Origin of the sequence: Psychroflexus tropicus DSM 15496, assembly GCF_000378765.1 — a bacterium.
In the GTDB taxonomy this organism is placed as follows: Bacteria; Bacteroidota; Bacteroidia; order Flavobacteriales; family Flavobacteriaceae; genus Psychroflexus; species Psychroflexus tropicus.
Genome location: NZ_KB905342.1, coordinates 522254 through 540997 on the forward strand (window position 1 = coordinate 522254; position 18744 = coordinate 540997).

The 18744-nt window shown below is 37.4% G+C and carries 14 protein-coding genes; 7 read left to right on the forward strand and 7 right to left on the reverse strand.

Annotation, left to right across the window (positions count from 1 at the left end; all coding sequences use genetic code 11):
* Positions 1 to 23: 23 nt before the first annotated feature.
* A complete protein-coding gene (locus F598_RS0102345; protein ID WP_019037411.1) occupies positions 24 to 2117 on the forward strand; it encodes a peptidylprolyl isomerase in 2094 nt (697 codons plus the stop codon).
* Positions 2118 to 2264: 147 nt separating this feature from the next.
* Here the strand turns inward: F598_RS0102345 and F598_RS0102350 are convergent, their stop codons facing one another.
* Together F598_RS0102350 and F598_RS0102355 are read right to left on the reverse strand one after the other, a co-directional pair.
* Positions 2265 to 3179 carry a GYDIA family GHMP kinase gene (locus tag F598_RS0102350; protein WP_019037412.1) on the reverse strand — a complete coding sequence of 305 codons (915 nt, stop codon included), beginning with the start codon at positions 3177 to 3179 and terminating at the stop codon, positions 2265 to 2267.
* Positions 3179 to 4489 carry a hydroxymethylglutaryl-CoA reductase, degradative gene (locus F598_RS0102355; protein WP_019037413.1) on the reverse strand — a complete coding sequence of 437 codons (1311 nt, stop codon included), beginning with the start codon at positions 4487 to 4489 and terminating at the stop codon, positions 3179 to 3181. The genes F598_RS0102350 and F598_RS0102355 overlap by 1 nt, the downstream gene beginning before the upstream one ends.
* 202 nt (positions 4490 to 4691) lie before the next feature.
* Between F598_RS0102355 and F598_RS0102360 the strand changes: the two genes are divergently transcribed.
* The 3 genes from F598_RS0102360 to F598_RS0102370 are packed head-to-tail and all read left to right on the forward strand — an operon-like array spanning position 4692 to position 9341.
* Positions 4692 to 6881 (forward strand): S9 family peptidase, encoded by a 2190-nt coding sequence (locus F598_RS0102360; RefSeq protein ID WP_026302464.1) that lies wholly within the window; start codon positions 4692 to 4694, stop codon positions 6879 to 6881.
* A gap of 5 nt (positions 6882 to 6886) precedes the next feature.
* Complete coding sequence (locus tag F598_RS0102365) at positions 6887 to 8800, forward strand: peptide MFS transporter (protein ID WP_019037415.1); 1914 nt, start codon at positions 6887 to 6889, stop codon at positions 8798 to 8800.
* 1 nt (position 8801) lies between these two features.
* A complete protein-coding gene (locus F598_RS0102370) occupies positions 8802 to 9341 on the forward strand; it encodes a thioredoxin family protein (RefSeq protein WP_026302465.1) in 540 nt (179 codons plus the stop codon).
* Here the strand turns inward: F598_RS0102370 and F598_RS0102375 are convergent.
* From F598_RS0102375 to F598_RS0102390, 4 genes are read right to left on the reverse strand one after another with little or no spacing between them, the layout of a single operon-like run.
* The gene (locus tag F598_RS0102375; RefSeq protein WP_033408234.1) at positions 9338 to 11401 is read right to left on the reverse strand and encodes a ComEC/Rec2 family competence protein; all 2064 of its coding nucleotides are present in this window, start codon (positions 11399 to 11401) and stop codon (positions 9338 to 9340) included. The genes F598_RS0102370 and F598_RS0102375 overlap by 4 nt on opposite strands.
* A gap of 16 nt (positions 11402 to 11417) precedes the next feature.
* A complete protein-coding gene (locus F598_RS0102380) occupies positions 11418 to 11915 on the reverse strand; it encodes a C40 family peptidase (RefSeq protein ID WP_019037418.1) in 498 nt (165 codons plus the stop codon).
* Positions 11916 to 11920: 5 nt separating this feature from the next.
* Positions 11921 to 14314, reverse strand: coding sequence for a GumC family protein (locus tag F598_RS0102385; RefSeq protein WP_019037419.1), 2394 nt, complete (start codon positions 14312 to 14314; stop codon positions 11921 to 11923).
* A 9-nt stretch (positions 14315 to 14323) separates the two neighbouring features.
* On the reverse strand, positions 14324 to 15085 hold the full coding sequence (locus tag F598_RS0102390; RefSeq protein ID WP_019037420.1) for a polysaccharide biosynthesis/export family protein: 762 nt from the start codon (positions 15083 to 15085) through the stop codon (positions 14324 to 14326).
* A gap of 176 nt (positions 15086 to 15261) precedes the next feature.
* On the opposite strand from F598_RS0102390, the gene F598_RS0102395 reads away from it, so the two are divergent.
* Entirely contained in the window at positions 15262 to 17178 is a 1917-nt protein-coding gene (locus tag F598_RS0102395; protein ID WP_026302466.1) for a polysaccharide biosynthesis protein, read from the forward strand.
* Position 17179: 1 nt separating this feature from the next.
* On the opposite strand, the gene F598_RS0102400 is transcribed toward F598_RS0102395, so the two are convergent.
* Entirely contained in the window at positions 17180 to 17641 is a 462-nt protein-coding gene (locus F598_RS0102400; protein WP_019037422.1) for a GAF domain-containing protein, read from the reverse strand.
* 119 nt (positions 17642 to 17760) lie between these two features.
* Between F598_RS0102400 and xrtF the strand changes: the two genes are divergently transcribed.
* Positions 17761 to 18312: an exosortase family protein XrtF gene (gene xrtF / locus F598_RS0102405; RefSeq protein ID WP_026302467.1), complete on the forward strand. Its 552-nt coding sequence runs from the start codon at positions 17761 to 17763 to the stop codon at positions 18310 to 18312.
* Complete coding sequence (locus tag F598_RS0102410) at positions 18305 to 18742, forward strand: exosortase F system-associated membrane protein (protein WP_019037424.1); 438 nt, start codon at positions 18305 to 18307, stop codon at positions 18740 to 18742. Before xrtF ends, F598_RS0102410 begins: the two co-directional genes overlap by 8 nt.
* The last annotated feature ends 2 nt before the right edge of the window (positions 18743 to 18744 follow it).

Below are 18744 nucleotides of genomic sequence, written 5' to 3' on the forward strand. Positions count from 1 at the left end.
TATATTTCTTAAAATATCCTAAAATGGCAATACTTAGTAAAATTAGAGAACGTACAGTTTTTCTTATAGTTATCATCGCTTTAGCACTTTTTGCTTTTGTGTTGACAGACTTGTTTAGAAACGGTGGCTTTACCTCAGATAAAGCGTCAAATACTGTGGGTGTAGTTGGTGATGAAGAGATCGGTAGAGAAGAATTTGCTGCCGAAGTTGAAACTATTGTACAACAAAGCCAGGGAAGAGTGAGTTCACTACAAGCTGCTAAGCAAGCGTGGGAAAATAACTTAAGAAGAAAACTGCTTAAGCAGGAGTTTGAAAAGTTAGGTCTGGAAGTTGGTGCCGATCAAATAACTGATGCCATGGCAGAACAACTTGCTGGAGATCCTAGATTTTCTAATGAAGCTGGCTTTTTTGATGAAGCAAAATTGAAGCAATTTATTGCAGAATTAAAGGTGACTTCACCAGAGCAATACCAACAATGGATGAATTTCGAACAATCTATGGAGGTGAATGCCAAATCTCAGCTTTACTTCAATATGGTAAGAGCTGGTGTTCAGGCTACCCTTTTAGAAGGACAGCAGGTGTACCATCAGGAAAACGATAACCTGACCTTTGAATTCGTAAAAATTCCTTTTAACAAAGCTGATGATGTTGAAATCTCTAAAGCAGATATTCAAGATTACATCAATGCTCATAAAGAACGTTTTCAGCAAGAAGCTAAAAGAAACATTGAATACGTTTCTTTTAACGAAGAGCCTTCTGAAGATGATAATGCAGCTGTAAAGTCTGAAATTGAAAAATTGATATCTGGCGAAGAACAAAATTTCAATACAACAGATAACGTTGAAGAGTTTTTAGCAGTTAATTCTGAAACTCCCTTCAACGATAACTATATTTTTGAATACAACGTGCAAGGAGAATTTGCTGAAGAACTTCTCAATTTAGATCTTAATGAGGTGTATGGGCCTTATTTTGAAAACGAAAACTATAAGTTGACAAAACTTCTGGAAAGATCCCAAAAACCAGATTCTGTAAAGACTAGTCACATACTAGTAACTTATGATGGGACTCGGGTAGATGGTTCAGTGACCAGAACACAGGAAGAGGCTAAGAGTCTTGCTGATAGCCTTACCACAGTAATCAAAAGAGATCCTAGTAAATTTTCAGAATTAGCTTCAGAATTTTCTTCAGATCGACAAAGTGCGGCCAATGGAGGAGATTTAGATTGGATTACTTATGGAGCTTTAGTGCCAGCATTTAATGATTATGTTTTTGACGAAGCTAGAGTTGATAGTTATGGGGTCGTTGAAACAGATTTCGGATATCACGTAATTTACGTGGAAGATAGAACTTCACCTAAAGATGTGATTAAGTTGGCGACAGTGACAAAAACTGTTGAGCCTTCAGAAAAAACATTAAACGAATTATATCGTGCTGCTAGTAAGTTTGAGCTAGCTGCTAAGGAAGGAGATTTCCGCGCCGAAGCAGATTCTCTTAATAAAACAGTGAAACCTGTTAATGGTATCAATAAGCTAGACGAAAGTATTCCAGGTGCAGGCAGACAACGATCCATCGTAAAGTGGGCTTTCGAAGAAGAAACTAAAGTAGGTGACGTCAAAAGCTTTGATACTGGAAGTGGTTATATTGTAGCCAGAGTAACTAAGAAAAGCAAGAAAGGATTAATGAGTCCTGAAGAAGCTTCTGCTGTAGTCACACCAATTCTAAAAAAACAGAAACAAGCTGAACAGATCAAATCTGAGATTACAGGTACAGACTTGACTTCTATTGCTTCAAGTTTTGGAGTCACTAAACAAAAGGCTAGCTCAATTAACATGAGCAACCCTATTGTTCCAGGTGCTGGTAGAGAGCCTAAAATAGTTGGAGCTGCCTTTGCAATGCAAGAGGGAAATACCTCTCAGCCTTTACAGGGGAATACAGGGGTGTATGTCATTCAACTTTTAGAAAAGAATGAAGCACAGCCGCTTCCATCTTACAGGGGTGTAGCAAAAGAAGAAACCGAAAAGAGAACACGTTCTCTGATGAATCCTAGAACAAGTCCTATCATTGAAGCTTTGAAAAACAGCAAGGAGATAGAAGATAACAGACACCTTATTTATTAAGGGTCCAACTATATGATTTTTAAAACCGGAGCTGTACCTCGTATAGCATCGGTTTTTTTATACCTCATTTTTAAAATTAAGTGAAGAACATTACCTTAAGCATGATGAGTTTTAGAATAAGCTTTTGAAGGCATATTAGACCAACGATTACAAGGCCATTTGCTGGTAAGAAAGTATGGTCTCAAGACCCTTTTTTTCAAAATAAGATGTTGGGTTGTGTTGAGATAAGACCATGATAAAATCTCCACCCCAGGCCCCGAGGCTTTTGATAGCGCCGTCAAAATCAGAAAACTTAGAGGATTTGATAGTATTCATTTGTAACACTTTTGAAAGCAGGTTTTCGTGCTGTTCCAAAATATACTGGGCTTCCTCCAAAGATGAGACCTGTAGAAACTGATGAGTAAGTTGATCTACTTTAGAAATAATAGCGTTTAGATCCTTAGGGGGATTAGCTCTGTAATGTATAATGGCAGATCTGCTATTTTGCTTTTGTCCCAAGTGTACAAAATAGGTGTAAGGCTTGATGGCATCTGGAAAAGAGGCAGATTCAATTTTAGGTTGCTTATTCTTTACCAGTTGAAAGCAAAGTGCAGAAGCTGACATGGCACAGGCAATATCATAGCCACTTCCACCAAAAGTGAGTTTCAACAGCTGATAGGCATCCACATTAGCCCATTGAGCAAGGTTTGAAATAAGCGTTGAGGAACTACCAAGTCCCCATTCTTTTGGGAACTCAAGTCTGGTTTCGAAGTCAAAATTTGATTTTAAAGCCTCTGGATTTAATTGATCTATTGCCAACAAGATTTCGAATAATCGAGCTTCGGGTTCAGATTTCCCTATATTCATCTTAGAAAGGACCTCATGCATCTTAAATTCTAAGTTCAGCCAAATTTGATTTTTATCATCATAACTGGTCCAACTGGAGTTTAAGTTTTGGGTGGCAGTCGCATGTAAGGTCTGCCCAAACTTGCAAGGTATGGCCAAGGCTTTGGCTCCGTCTAATACCAAATACTCTCCGGTTAGCAATAATTTTCCGTGACTGTAAAAGGTTTCTGTGTGCACTAGGAGCGTAATTTTTCAAGTAATTGAATGACTTCTGAATGAGTAACCGTGTGGGTTTTAAAATAGTCTACAGCTTTGTTACGTTCTTCTTCATTGGCTTCAAACTGATTCAAGATATTCATCAGATGCATTTTCATATGTCCTTTTTGGATCCCGGTGGTGACCAACGAGTTGACAGCTGCAAAATTTTGGGCCAATCCTGCAACAGCAGTGATTTTCATTAATTTTTCTGCCGATGGATGTCCTAAAGCGCCTAGAGATAATTTCACCAGTGGGTGTAAGCTTGTTAAGCCGCCGATGGTTCCTAATGCTAAAGGAAGCTCGATCCAAAACCTGAATACATCCTCTTTAACAGTTACATGAGTTAAACTACTGTACTGTCCGTTTCTTGCTGCATAAGCATGAACGCCTGCTTCTATAGCTCTAAAATCATTACCCGTGGCCAAAACCACTGCATCAATTCCGTTCATGATGCCTTTATTATGAGTGACTGCTCTGTAGGGTTCTATTTCTGCAATTCTGATAGCTTGGGAAAATTTTTTCGCGAATTCTTGCGCTTCTTTTTCAGTTTCACCTAGCTGACTTACAGGACAGGATACTTCCGCTCTCACCAGACATTCTGGAACGTAATTAGATAAGATACACATAATCACTTCTGGATAAATCGCACGAGTTGCAAAGGCTTCATAAGTTGTCGCCTCTTTTTCCAGAGTTTGACCAAATTGTTCCAGACACGAATTGATGAAATTGGCTCCCATGGCGTCTACAGTTTCAAAGGTGCAATACAGCTGGTAATAATTATCCAGCTCATTGGTTTTATCTATAAGCACGATGTCTTTAATACCACCACCTCGCTTCTCCATATTTTTAGTAATGGAAGCCGTCTCTGTTAAAAATTTAGATTTATTGCTTTCAAAGAAGGCTTCTAGATCTTTAGGCTCTCCTTTAAAATTGAAATGAACATGACCCACTTTGGTTGTTCCTATAACTTTGGTTTTAAAACCACCTTTATCCAGCCAGAACTTTGCAGCCTTACTTGCTGCAGCGATAACGGAACTTTCTTCGATAGCCATAGGGATGGCATAAAGATCTCCATCGATGCTGAAATTAGGTGCGATCCCTAATGGGAGGTAGTAATTGGATATGGTGTTTTCTGTAAACTCGTCGTGGAGTTTCTGAAGTTTTTCATCTGAATTCCAGTACTGCTTAATAATTCTTTTAGCAGAAGGATAATCCGATAGATAGTGTTCTTCGAGCCAGTCTATTTTTTCAGGTTTGGACAACTTTGAGAAGCCAGAAATTTGTGACATTAGAATCTTTTAAAAGATGAATAACAAAGATACACTTCATAATTAATAACAAACTTGAATCTCAGATTTCAATTTTCTGATATCGCTTAGGCAGCTTTTGCACCTTATGACCTTTCAAATCAAATATAGATTGGAGTTTTAATAAAAAAAGTAAGTGATTTTTGGTCTTTTTTTAGTAAAATTGACCCTCAAATTGAAAACCATGAAAAGTCAGAACCTTGTATTTAGTTTCATTGTCATCTTATTCATAAGTCTAGCATCACCAAATTATGCTCAAACCAAACAGATTACCCTTGAGGATATTTGGAGTGGAGAGTTTAGCCAGGAGCGTATGCAAAACTTACAGTCATTGAAAGACGGTAAATCCTACATCGTACAGGACTATGACAGAGCATCTCAAAACATGAGCGTAGATATTTTCAGCTATGAAACTGGCGAAAAAACTGGGACCATGTTTAGCAGTCAATCTATTCCTGGTCTTTCGATTTTTCAGACCTTTCAACTAAGTGAAGATGAGAAAAAGGTCATCTTAGGCACCGAAGTAGAATCAATTTTTAGAAGGTCCAGAAGAGGGGTGTATTATGTGTATGATTTGAATAACAAGTCTCTAGTTAAAATTGATGAGGTTAAAATTCAGTCACCGAGTTTTTCACCTAAAGGCAATAAAGTAGCCTATGTAAAGGATAATAATATATTTGTAATGAGTTTGGACACCAAATCTACAGTCCAAATCACTACCGATGGAGTGAAGAATAAAATCATCAATGGAGTAACGGATTGGGTGTATGAAGAAGAATTTGCTTTTGTAAGAGCTTTTGAATGGAGTCCAGGCGGCGATAAAATTGCTTATTTAAAATTTGATGAAAGCGAAGTAAAGGAGTTCTCAATGGATCTCTATGGTTCATATGGCCGAGATTTATATCCTACTCAGGAGGTTTTCAAGTACCCCAAAGCAGGGGAGGATAACGCCAAAGTAAGTCTTCATCTTTTTGATTTTGACTCCGAAACAAATTCAAAGATTGACTTAGGAGAGTACGAATATCTTCCAAGATTAAACTGGACTCAGGATGAAAACCTTTTCAGTGTTCAAACTTTAAACAGATACCAGAACGAGTTAAAATTATTTCTTGTTAATGCAGACACCAAAACACCTGAGCTTGTCTTAACTGAAAAGGATAATGCCTACGTCGATGTGACAGACGATTTAACCTTTTTAAACAATAATAGCTTTATCTGGACCAGTGAAAAGGATGGCTGGAAGCATATTTACCATTATGCACAAGACGGTAGATTGATCAATCAGGTTACGGATGGAGCCTGGGAGGTTACCAATTACTATGGTTTTGACGATACGTCTGGAAGAATTTATTTCCAAAGTACAGAAAACGGAAGTGTTAACCGAGATGTCTACTCTGTTTTGGCTAATGGTAAAAACAAACTAAGACTAACCCGTAAAACAGGAACCCACCGTGCAGATTTTAGTGCAGACTTCACCTATTTCGTCAACACCTTTACCAATACATCAACCCCAGCGGTCTACACTTTACATAAAGCCAGCAACGGAGAACTGGTAAGAGAGATCAAGGATAATTCAGCTTTGCTAGATAAGCTTGACAATTATGAGCTTTCTAAAAAAGAGTTATCTACCATTCAAATTAATGGCAATGAGTTAAACACCTGGATGATTAAGCCACCCAACTTTAATCCTGAGAACACCTATCCATTATTGATGTTTCAGTATTCTGGACCAGGCTCTCAGTCGGTTTCTAACACCTTTTTTGGCACCAATGATTACTGGTACCAGATGCTTGCACAGCAAGGATATATCGTAGCCTGCGTAGACGGAAGAGGAACAGGTTATAAAGGCCGGGACTTTAAAAAAGTAACGCAAAAAGAACTTGGTAAATATGAACTTGAAGATCAAATTTCATCTGCGAAATATTTTGGAAATAAGCCCTTTATTGATGCTAGCAGAATAGGAATTTGGGGTTGGAGTTATGGCGGATTTATGGCTTCCAATGCCATGTTTCAGGCCAATGACGTTTTCAAAACAGCTATCGCTGTGGCGCCTGTCACGAGCTGGAGATTTTATGATACGGTGTATACCGAACGTTACATGACCACGCCTCAGGAAAATGCCTCTGGATACGACGATAACTCACCAATTACACACGTCGATAAATTCGATAAAGGCAACTATTTATTGATTCATGGTAGTGCAGATGATAATGTGCACGTTCAGAATACCATGCAGCTTATTGAAGCTTTGGTACAGGCCAACAAGCAATTTGACTGGAGAATCTATCCAGACAAAAATCACGGTATCTATGGCGGTAATACCCGTCTTCACCTCTATACATTAATGACTAATTTTATTAAAGAAAACTTATAGACTCTATGGAAGCCACAGTTAAACCAGCATATCAAAAAGAGCTATTTGGCCATCCAGCAGGTCTTTATATTTTATTTTTTACAGAGTTATGGGAGCGTTTTTCCTACTATGGAATGCGTGCTATTCTTACCTTATATATGTTAGCCAAAGTAAGCTCAGATAATCCTGGCCTTGGCTGGGAAGAGGGTAAAGCTTTAGCCACATACGGCTGGTATACCATGTTGGTTTATGTCGTATCTATTCCCGGAGGGATTATAGCCGACAAAATACTAGGACAAAAGAAATCAGTGATGATTGGTGGTTGGTTGCTTGTGGCTGGTCACGGTGTGCTTTCGATCGAACAAGACTGGGCCTTTTTTAGCGGGCTTTTACTCATCGTTTTAGGGGTTGGGATGTTGAAACCCAATATTTCTACGATGGTAGGAGGACTTTACAAAGAGGGAGATCCCCGACGAGATAAAGGCTTCTCAATCTTTTATATCGGTATAAATGTTGGTGCTGCAGTAGCTGCTATTTTAGTAGGTCTTGTAGCTAAAGAATATGGCTGGCATTACGGATTTGGACTGGCTGCCATTGGTATGGTCTTAGGCCAGTTGGTCTATATCTTTGGTCAGCGGTATTTAACGCATGTAGGCAATAAGCCTAGTAGCCTGATCGACGCAGACGAACAATCGGTCTCTATTAAAGAAATTTTCCAACGCATGCTGTCTACCAAAAAGTCACTAGCAGTGGTTATTCTCTTAGTGGCACTTTCTTTTGTCATTCCTATTCAATTCATGGAAACCGAGGTGACCGCCTATATTATATTCTTTATTTTCTTATCAGTTGTCGTTGGCTTTATGATGACGGTTTTCGAAGATTTGAATGGTAAAGTAGAGAAAGATCGTTTTATAGTTCTGTTGCTTTCTTTCTTAATTGTGATTGTATTCTGGGGAGCTTTTGAACAGGCAGGAGGTTTGCTAAACATCTATGCTCAACAAAAAACAGATCGCTTTTTACCAGCCTTTGATTATACAGTTCCAGCAGCCTTTTTCCAATCGCTCAATCCGTCTTATATCATCATTTTTGGTATTCCGGTAGCTGGATTTTGGGCCTGGATGAAGCGTAACGGTAAAGAAGCCTCTTCCATTTTTAAAATGGCGATGGGAGTTATTATCATGGGACTGGGTTTTGTGTTTATGGTCTTTGCGACTATGGATTATGAAGCCAACGGTGAATCTGCAATTTACTGGCTCATTTTTGCTTATCTGTTACATACTATCGGGGAACTATCAGCCTCACCAGTAGCCCTTTCATTTATCACTAAACTTGCGCCACTGCGTTATGGAGCTTTAATGATGGGACTGTATTTTGCTGCAACCGGCTTAGGGAATAAAGTGGCCGGTATTATTGGAGAATCATCTCAAGCCGAACGAATTAACATCGAGTTGTCTTCCACTCAAGAAGAACTTAAGCGTTTTGTGCCGAATCATGAAGCTGATAGTACCTTCATCAGTAATAAAGCTTTTACGCTAGATACCAAGCTTTACATTAATGCTTCAGATGAACTTATTTTTGAGGAAGTAACTACAGGTGAAAAAATAAATTCGCTTTTTACCTATCAGGGAGAAAATGCTCAACAAGAGCTTAGAGATAGAATTGACACTTATTCACCCTCTGAAGAAGACAAATTACTCACCTTTCTAAAATTCGATTATAAAGAAGGGAATTATGTAGGTAGAGTAGATGTAGATCAGTTTCAGACAGATTTAGAATTTAAGACCTTTTCTGGGATTATTGTCTTTACTGTAGCTTTCGGTGTTCTTGTGATATTACTTCTCAAACCATTGAAACGATTAACGCATGGAGCCGAAGAAAAAGAAATTGAAGGTTTGGAAGCAGAAGGCTTCGAGCTTGCAGATGATGAAGTAAAAAAATAGTATGAAGTATACCTATGTCATAATGCTTTGTTTTATGGTGCATTCCATTCAAGCTCAAATTGAATGGATGACCATGAATGAAGCTCTAGAAGCACAAGAAAAGGAGCCAAAAAAAATATTTGCTGATATTTATACAGACTGGTGTGGACCGTGTAAAATGATGGATAAAAACACCTTTACCAATCCAGACTTAGTCAAATACGTCAACAAACATTATTATCCGGTAAAATTCAATGCAGAAGGTACCGAAATCGTTAATTATAAAGGTTTTGAGTATACGAACCCCAATTATAAACCAGAGCGCAAAGGAAAACGAAATGCACAGCATTTTTTTGCTAACGCATTAAAGGTTTCGGCTTATCCAACAGTCGTTTTTTTCGATGAGAATGCAGATGTTATTTCTCCTGTTGTTGGTTATAGAACCGCAGAGCAGCTGGAAATCTTTCTTAAAATGATTGCTTCTGATGAGTACAAGCGATTGACCACACAAGAAGCCTGGCAGGACTATAAGTCTAATTTTGAAGGTAGCTTTACCAACTAATCCTTTACGAGCTTAAAAGCACCCTTTTCCCAGGTGGAGTGCAAGGAGATTCCTGCTTTTTTTGCTGAACATTTCCAGCGGTCTATATCCGATTTATAATTACTGGCGTCCGCAATGATTTGTTTCGGCTTTAAGTCAGAAATGACACGGTCTAAATTGATATCAGGAGAGTTTTTCAGCAAGAGGTAGGCAGGTTGAAATGAGTTTTTTGGATATGCAGGTAAACTATCGAGTACCAGTAAATATTCTTTAGGGTTCAACTCATAGACAGGCTCAAAATCACTAATACTTATTGTTTTAATACCCCTTAGAGTTTTATAGTTAGCTATGTGGTATTGCTCCATGATTGAATCTTTAAGTAAAGGCTGATCTGTATATAATTGCAATTGTTTTCCTTTTACTATTCCTAATTGAGACTGTTGATAGGCCTGAAATATTACTACTTCTTCCTGTTGAAGCTGATTTTGCTTTTCTATAAACATACAGAGCATTAAAGCCAGCAATGATAAATTCAGAAAGACATAGCTCACCCCCTTGCGTTTCGAGTTAAAAACAAACAAGCTAAGCAGCAGCATTAGACTCGATATCAGCATGGGTTTGGTAAAAAAGATATCTGAAAAAATCAAGTCGTCTTTAGAACCTATCCAATTGACAAAGGCGATTAAAAGATCTAATAGAAACCCATAGGCTTTTGTTAGTAGATCAGGTAAAAGGCCAACCAAGCTTAAGAAGATGATGAGTATTCCTCCACCAAGCAAAAGTCCTAAACCAGGTAAAATTACTAAATTACTAAGTAAAAACAATCCAGGAAATTGATGGAAATAATAGAGGCTCAAAGGTAAAACCCCTGCCTGTGCTGCTACAGTTACTGTTACAATCTCCCAAATTCTTTTATCGATGATATACCTTGGTTTGTATAATTTGAAAAGTCTTGGCTGAAGCGTAACTATGCTAATCACCGCAAGATAACTCAACTGAAAACCCACCTGAAAAATAAAGTAGGGATTATAGATTAATAATATTACCGCAGAAATTGCAAGTGTATTGACAGTGCTGGTTTTCCTTCTGCTATTCAGAGCAATACTTAATAAAGAAAACATCACCGCAGCCCTAAGTACAGAAGTTGAGAAACCGGCGAGAGCTGCAAACCCCCAAATCCCTATGACAACCAGTATAGTCCTAATTATTTTACCGTTTCTAACTCGAAGCAAAGCTTTTGTGATGAATTGAAGAATGATTAAAACTATACCCACATGTAACCCAGATACTGCTAATATATGAACGACACCCGCTTTTGAAAATTCATTGTATGTGTCTGGATCTATATTTTGTTTTTGACCTAACAATAGCGCTTGTATTAGGCTTAATTGCTCTTGAGAAAACTCGTGTCGACCTAAAGCTGATATAATTTCTTCTCTTGCTGCTTCACCAAACCCAATCATACTAAAACTCACCAGATCTTCTACTTGAATAAAATCCCGCTCTGTATCTATTACATGACTCATCTGTAAAGTAGCCATATAGTCCTTATAGTTGAACTGTTGAGGATTGGATGGGTCTTGAAATGCTTTTATGGTGCCCAAACCAAAAACTACAGAATTAGACCTGATATCCACCTGTTGGGAAGCCTCCACCTGAAGCAGAAGCTTTCCCTTTATGTTTCTTCCTTCTAAAGTGACTAAACTGAGCTCATATTTATCTTTAAAGGCATTTGATTTTAAGCGGCGTACTACATTACCTTTAAAGCTTACTAAGCTATTATCATCCAAAGCTTCTTCCTCTAGTTGTTGCGTGAAATGATTAGGTTGGTTCTCGGGTTCATGCACTTTAGTATTAAACACTCCCAGGCTAAAGACAAGTAAAATGGCTATGACGGTGTAAACAATCTTAAATGAGGAGAATCTACGAGCAAGTAAGAGGGAAATAGAGAAAAGTAAGAATATAGTTACACTAACATAAACATATAGCCTAAACTCGAAGTTGAAATCTGTAAAACCAAACCATATTCCAAGTATGAACACCAAACAGATTTGTAATAAAGGGTGGTTTACATACTTCATGATATGTTTGCTAAGATTAGTTAATCACACGCCTGCTTTTTACGTAGTTTTTCTTCCAATAGGGGTTGTTGATGGAGGAAATCATGACACCTTGTGAGGTGCTGGCGTGAATAAAATCTATGGTTTTATTGGTTTTGTGAACCACAAGCCCTACATGATTGATTCTTCTACTGCTTTTGGAGGTTCTAAAAAAGACCAAATCTCCAACATCCACTTGCTTTAAGTTCACCTTATCCCCTTGTTTAGACATGGCTCTTGCCGTTCTTGGTAATTCAACTCCATAGCGTATAAAAGAAAGGTGTAATAATCCAGAGCAGTCTATACCAGATGGACTCATACCTCCATATCGATATGGGGTACCGAGATATGTCTTAGAATAGTTAACAATACTGGTTACAGTATTTTCTCTTTTCAGTTGTGCTTCCTTAGCTCTTTTAGAACTGCCACAAGAAACGAGTAACAAGACAAGTACTATAGTCGATAGCTTGAGTAATCTAACAGAGTAAGTTTGCATTTGATTTACCAAAACTTCCAGGATTTTTTCTTTTGATGTTTTTCTCCGTAGCCATAGCCATAACCATAATTATAAGCATTGATGCCACTTTCATCAAGCCCATTAATGACAACCCCCATATTTAATAATTTCTTCTGTTCCTGTATATCACGGATGTGAGGTAATAAACGAGTATCTGTATATCCAGACCTGGTAATATAGAGGGTAATATCAGCATGGTGAGATATCAAAATAGTATCGGTCACCAATATGGTAGGTGCCGTATCTATAATCACATAATCATATTGATTTTTAGCTTCCTGAAGCAGCTGATCAAATTTTGAACTCATGAGCATTTCAGCTGGATTTGGAGGAATATCTCCTGATAGGACAACATCTAGATCTAAGGTTTCAATAGAATTTCTGATAACAAGATCATCAAAACTGAGTTCATCACTATAAAGGTAATTAGACACACCAGCTCTGTCCTTTGTTAAATTCAAATAATTATGAATCTGTGGGTTCCTAAGATCACAGCCCATTAGTAAGACTTTTTTTCCAGCCGTTACCAAAGTAGAGGCCAAATTGATGGCGACAAAGGTTTTTCCTTCTCCTTTTGTGGTTGAAGTAATAAATACAACCTCAGAACTTGCCGAGGAATGTTCATGGTCCTTTAGACGCATAAAATTGAGATTAGTTCTCATAATCCTAAAGGACTCAGCCAGTGAAGATCTGTCATTGGGCAGAATAATTTTATTTTGCTTATCCTGATGCTGAGGTACTTCAGCCACGATAGGCATATTAGGCAAATATGCTTTGATTTGATCTTTTGTTTTGATTTTGGTATCAAATAAAAATAGAATGTAAAGTACACCTAAAGGAACAACAAGACCAGCCACAAGACTTGATAACAGTATAATTTGTGACTTTGGACTCACTGGTGAAGGTTGGGTGTAGGCATAGTCCACCACCTTAATTATTGGTGCTGTAATCGCATAGGACAGAGCAGCTTCTTCTCTTTTTTGAAGCAAAAACAGGTATAGTTTTTCTTTTACAGCCTGTTGGCGTTTAATATTCCTAATCTCTTTTTCCTGCTGTGGAAGCTTACCAATATTTGAGTCGAACTCGTTTTCACGTCGCTTTACTTCCCTGAGGGAGATTTCAAGGCTTTTGATGTAATTATCAATGGTGGTTAGGATATTCCTTCTCAGTTGCTCAATAATTTTTTCTATTTCTTTTACGCTAGGATTTTCCAAGGTCGAAGAAATCAACAGCCGTTCACGTTCTAAGACCTTTTCGTTATAGGTATCAGTAAAGCTATTGATGTTATCATTGGTGATCCCAATTCTGGCGGGAAGCAGTTCGTATTTTTCTTGTTCAAGCAATTCGTCTTTAAAGTTTTTGGTCAAAGACAATTGATTACTTATTTCAAAAACCCTCAACTCAGCTTCTGTGCTTTTGCTAAATAGGGCAGTTGCGTTATTTTCGATTTCAACAATATCATTTTCACTTTTAAAAGTAGCTAATCCACCCTCCACAGTATCGAGTTCACTCACCAGGAATTCTAAACGTTCAATCACAAACTCTTCAGTTCGCTTAGCGACTAACCGATTGTCGTCAATCCCATCGGAGTTGAACTGTTCGATTAGGGCGTTTAAAATATCTTCATTTTTTTGCTTGTTTTGCCCTTTGATGGAAATGTCAAGAATTTCACTTCGATCGCCTAAAGGCTCAACACTGATTCTCCCAGAAAGTGAACTCACGGCTTGGGATAGTGATCGAAATTTAAAATTAAAAGTTGATCCTTGAAGTTGGGTGATGTCCCCATTATAGTCAGGATTAAAGCTTAAGATAAGAGGATAACCTTCTACTAGCATAGGCTCTCCAACAGTAAATACTTTTGAAAATTTAGTTTCTGGATTTTGAATTTCAAATTCGTTGATGGATCTAAACTCAACAGAATATAAAGGGGTTGGAACATCAAAAACACTGTCATTTTCAATCCAGGATACAGTAAAAGGGCGTTCAGCTTCCCAAATTTCTAAGGACTTTATGCTTCCAGATTTATAATAACTGCTGGTTAGATTCAGGGTTTCAACTACTTTTTGAGCGATTCGCCTTGACTTCAGTACACTTCTCTCATTTTCAAGATTGACTTTACTCATATCTATGAGAGGAGAACCACCGCTTAATCCAGAAAGATCGAGCCCACTTTGATCTTTTAATATTTTAACCTGAGCATTGGTTTGATAGATATTGGTTGAATAGCGTAAATAGATAAAAGCTATCGATACCGATATGATCACACAAATAATAAACCAGGGCCAGTATTTGAGATACTGCAGTACAATCTTCTTAAGATCTTCACTACTATCTTCTGAGGTGGAATTAACATTGAGGTGTGAATTCTGATTTTCCATAGGTGTTGATTAACGAACCAATAATACAATTGTAGAAAACAAAATGGAAACGACAGATAATAATGTGCCGACATTTCCTACAAACCCTGCAGATTTCACTTTAGGATTGTTTGGTTCAACATAGATAATGTCATTCGGTTTGACAAAAAAATAGTCTGTATTCATCCAGTCGGTTTGGGTAAGGTCGATACGTTTCACCTCTCGTTCTTCTCCCTCCTGTCGGTAAATGATGATATTATCTCTTCTAGCATTGATGGTTAAATCCCCAGCAAGACCGAGGGCCTGCGGGAGAGTCATGTTTTCCTCTATGATTTCGAAAGTGCCCGGCTGTTTTACCTCACCCTGTATCGTAAACTTGTAATTGATAATTCTGATATTCACAGTAGGGTCCTTGATATAAATAGATAATTTTTCTTCAAGAATAGTCTGTACTTCCTGAGTGGTTTTACCTTTCACGTTAATTTTTCCAAGTTGAGGGAAATTGATTTCACCCTCACTATTCACTAGATAGCCTGTAAGCTTCAATAACTCTACCTGTCTGTTTTGATTGTTGTTTTCCCCAGTATTGAAACTAAAGGGGATGACGCTCTCTGGGTTTAAAGCGGCCGTTGAGATGCTAAGAATATCGTTGATTTGTATTTTTGGATGAGAATTAATCTCCTCAATCGACAAAAATTCCCTTTGATCAATATCTTGATAATAGACGATATCTTTCCTGCTAGCGCAGCTTAAGAGCAGGAACGAAAAAAGCAGCAGGACGAATTTTTTCATTTAAAATTTTGTTAATCAAATTTAATACAAAGAAGCATAAATTTTTTTCAAATCAAAAAACTTTTACTCCTTAAACACCGTAAATACGTATTTAGTCTTGAAATAGTTGACAATTTTATTTAATTACTGATTAAATCCTTAGATTTGCTTATCCATTTGAATCTTAACCAATTGAAATGATGACTATCCTATCTCTTAAGCGTTATGCTTTAAGGCTCATTAAACAGATGGCCAGCAACTATGTGCCGAGGGGTGTCATTTTCATTATCGATGTTGCGATTTCAATATTCGCCGCTCAATTTACTTTCTTTTTAATTTCTTCTGTAAGTGAAGGTAAACTCAAATTCATTCATCTCAATTGGGAATTTGTAAGCCTGGTGACCATTCAAATTCTGTTCTTTATTATTTTCAAATCCTACTCTGGAGTGGTAAGGTATACTGGATTTAAAGATTCTATAAAGCAATTACAAACCACAATTTCTACGGTGGCAGCTCTCTTGCTAATCAACGAACTCATTTATAACATTTACCAGGTTAAAATTCTGGTGAATGGGGGAGCAATCATTTACGGATTTATCGCTTTTTCCCTTTTATTTTTGTTTAGAGTAATAGTCAAAAGAGCTTATCAACTTATCAATGCGGAGTCTTCATCCACAAAGGCCTTTTTGCTAGGCACAAGCTTGACGGATGTTGCCTTAGCAGAAAGTATTATTTCTGATACGAGAACCAGTTTCGACATCATAGGTTTCATCAGCGAAACAGACAATTTAAAGCGCACACGAATACTGACTCTTCCTATTTTTACAATTGAACAAATTAAGAATAAAGCCTTGCTAGAGAGTCCATCTGTGATTGTTTCCAGTCAGAAATTGAGAGAACTTGCTACTGCAGATTCTAACATTTTAAATCAATTATTAGAGCTTAATTTTAAAATTTATAAACTCCCCGAGCTCCAGGATTGGAGTGGTGAATCTATTGCGTCTGAGATAAAAAAAGTAAATTTAGAAGACCTATTACAACGTACACCCATCAAGTTACAAAGAGAAAAACTGAGATCGATTTACAAAGGAAAGACCATCTTAGTAACAGGAGCCGCAGGATCTATTGGAAGCGATATTGTAAGGCAATTGATTCGTTTTGAGCCTAAGAAAATTTTGATGCTGGATCAGGCAGAAACCCCCTTGCACGAGTTGTGTCTGGAACTATCAAAAAACCATCCGGATTTAAATTTTGAAGCCGTTATTGCAAATGTTAGAAATTCAAAACGTTTAGAATTTGTTTTTGAACACTTCCTGCCTGAAATAGTATTTCATGGTGCTGCTTATAAGCATGTGCCAATGATGGAAGCCAATCCTATTGAAGCCTTAGACGTCAATTTTATGGGGACGAAAAATCTAACCGATCTGTCATTAAAATTTAAGATATCTAGATTTGTGTTTGTTTCAACAGATAAGGCGGTAAACCCTACAAATATCATGGGGGCTTCCAAACGAAGTGCAGAGATTTACCTTCAGTCACTCACAAGAAATAAGTCAATATCAACGCGTTTTATCACCACCAGGTTTGGGAATGTTTTGGGATCTAATGGTTCTGTGATCCCACATTTTAAAAAACAAATTGAAAATCTTGGTCCTGTTACAGTTACTCATCCAGACATTACCAGGTATTTCATGACCATAGACGAAGCCTGTCAACTAGTGTTAGAAGCTGGAGCTATGGGCAACGGAGGTGAAATCTATGTCTTTGATATGGGAAAACCAGTAAAGATTACGGATTTAGCCAAACAAATGATTCGACTGTCTGGATTTATTCCTTTTAAAGATATCGACATTATCTACACGGGCTTAAGGCCAGGAGAAAAGCTTTACGAAGAACTCTTAGCAGACAAGGAAAACACCCTACCCACTCACCATCAAAAAATATTAATTGCTAAAGCTAGCTATGAGTTTGACGCAGAAAAATTAATTCTACTTAAAAATCTTCAAAATCAAATCAAAAACAACATCGAGCTCAAGTCTATTGAAGTACTCAAAGAGCTTGTGCCAGAATTTAAGCCACTTACTGAGACCAGCGAGCAACGTAACGTAGTTTAAATTAGGCTTCTAGCTGCCCGCTTACCTGCGCATTAATCCAGGTTAAAAAATCTTCATCTGCTTGGGTAAACGCATTTTTAGTATGAGAGTCAATATCGATTTGGCCAATGTTTTCACCCTTAACAAATAGAGGAATCACGATTTCAGATTTAACATGAATGCTGCAAGCGATATAATTGTCTTGAGCAGTGACATCATCTACCACAAAGTTTTGGTTGGATTCTGCCACCTGTCCACAAATTCCTTTACCAAACGGTATGGTGGTGTGGTCTGTAGGTTCACCGGCAAAGGCTTTAAGAATTAACTCTCGTTTATCGCCATTTTTAAAGTAAAAACCAACCCAGTCGTAAGTATCAACTTTGGTTTGAAGAAGATCACACACCTCTGTCAATCTGTGATTGATATCTAGATTTTCTTGTGTAATTAATTCTTTTAAACGAGGTTTTAAATCTTCTAAATTCATGGTATTAATTTTGGGGTAAAAGTATTTATTATAAAAGCATTATAGATAATCCAATTTCTATAAATTTGTTAAAAATAGAGTTACATCTGCCCGTGTCTCAGGCCCATTACTGATATCATTTGGAATTATTAAAAAAAAACAGAGCTGTCCTTCGTTTTCTCGGAATTTTTTTCGGGACTTATATCCTCTTGACTCTACTTTATCAGGTATACTTAAACACAGCAGACTCTCAGGTTTATTATCCGGAGCCTATAACCCATATCGTAGCCTTACAGACAGAAAGCTTAATCAGCTTTTTTGGTTACGACACAAAAATGATTCCTAGTCAGTATGACCCCTCTATGCGTATCGGTATTAATGGAAATTACCTTGTTAGAGTCATAGAAGGTTGTAACGCAATGAGTGTCATCATACTTTTTTTGTCATTCATTCTGGCGTTTAAGAAAGATTGGAAAACAACTCTTCTCTTTATCTTTGCCGGAAGCGTATTGATTTATGCGTTTAATGTGTTGAGGATTGCGCTGCTTACCATCGGTATTTATGAAATACCTCAGCACTTGGAATTGATGCACGGTACGCTCTTTCCTTTATTCATCTATGGATTTGTATTTCTACTTTGGATATTTTGGATTCGAAGCTATAAAATTCAGCCAAAACGGGTAAATGAATAGATATTTAAGATTTTGTCTAATTGGCTTACTCATTATAGCTTTAGCTATGGTGCGTTTCTTTGAGCAGGATCTTTTTTCGGATCCATTACTGGCGTTTTTCAAGACAGAATTTAATCAGGTTGATGCGCCAGAATTCAACATTATACAAGTTTTAAGGACTACCTCATGGAGATACTTCCTCAATTCTGCAATTTCAATACTGATAATTTGGATAGCTTTTCCAGCCAAAAAAAACCTGTTATTTAGCCTTGCTTTCTTCGGTTTTGCCTACGTCGTTTTAATCTCACTGTTCTGGTATTTTATTTCAGATATGACCTCAGAAGTTCATCTTTTTATATTTTACATTAGGCGATTTTTAATACAGCCCATTTTCGTATTGATTTTACTTCCAGCTTTTTACTACCAAAAGAAAATTCAGCACATCAAATAATT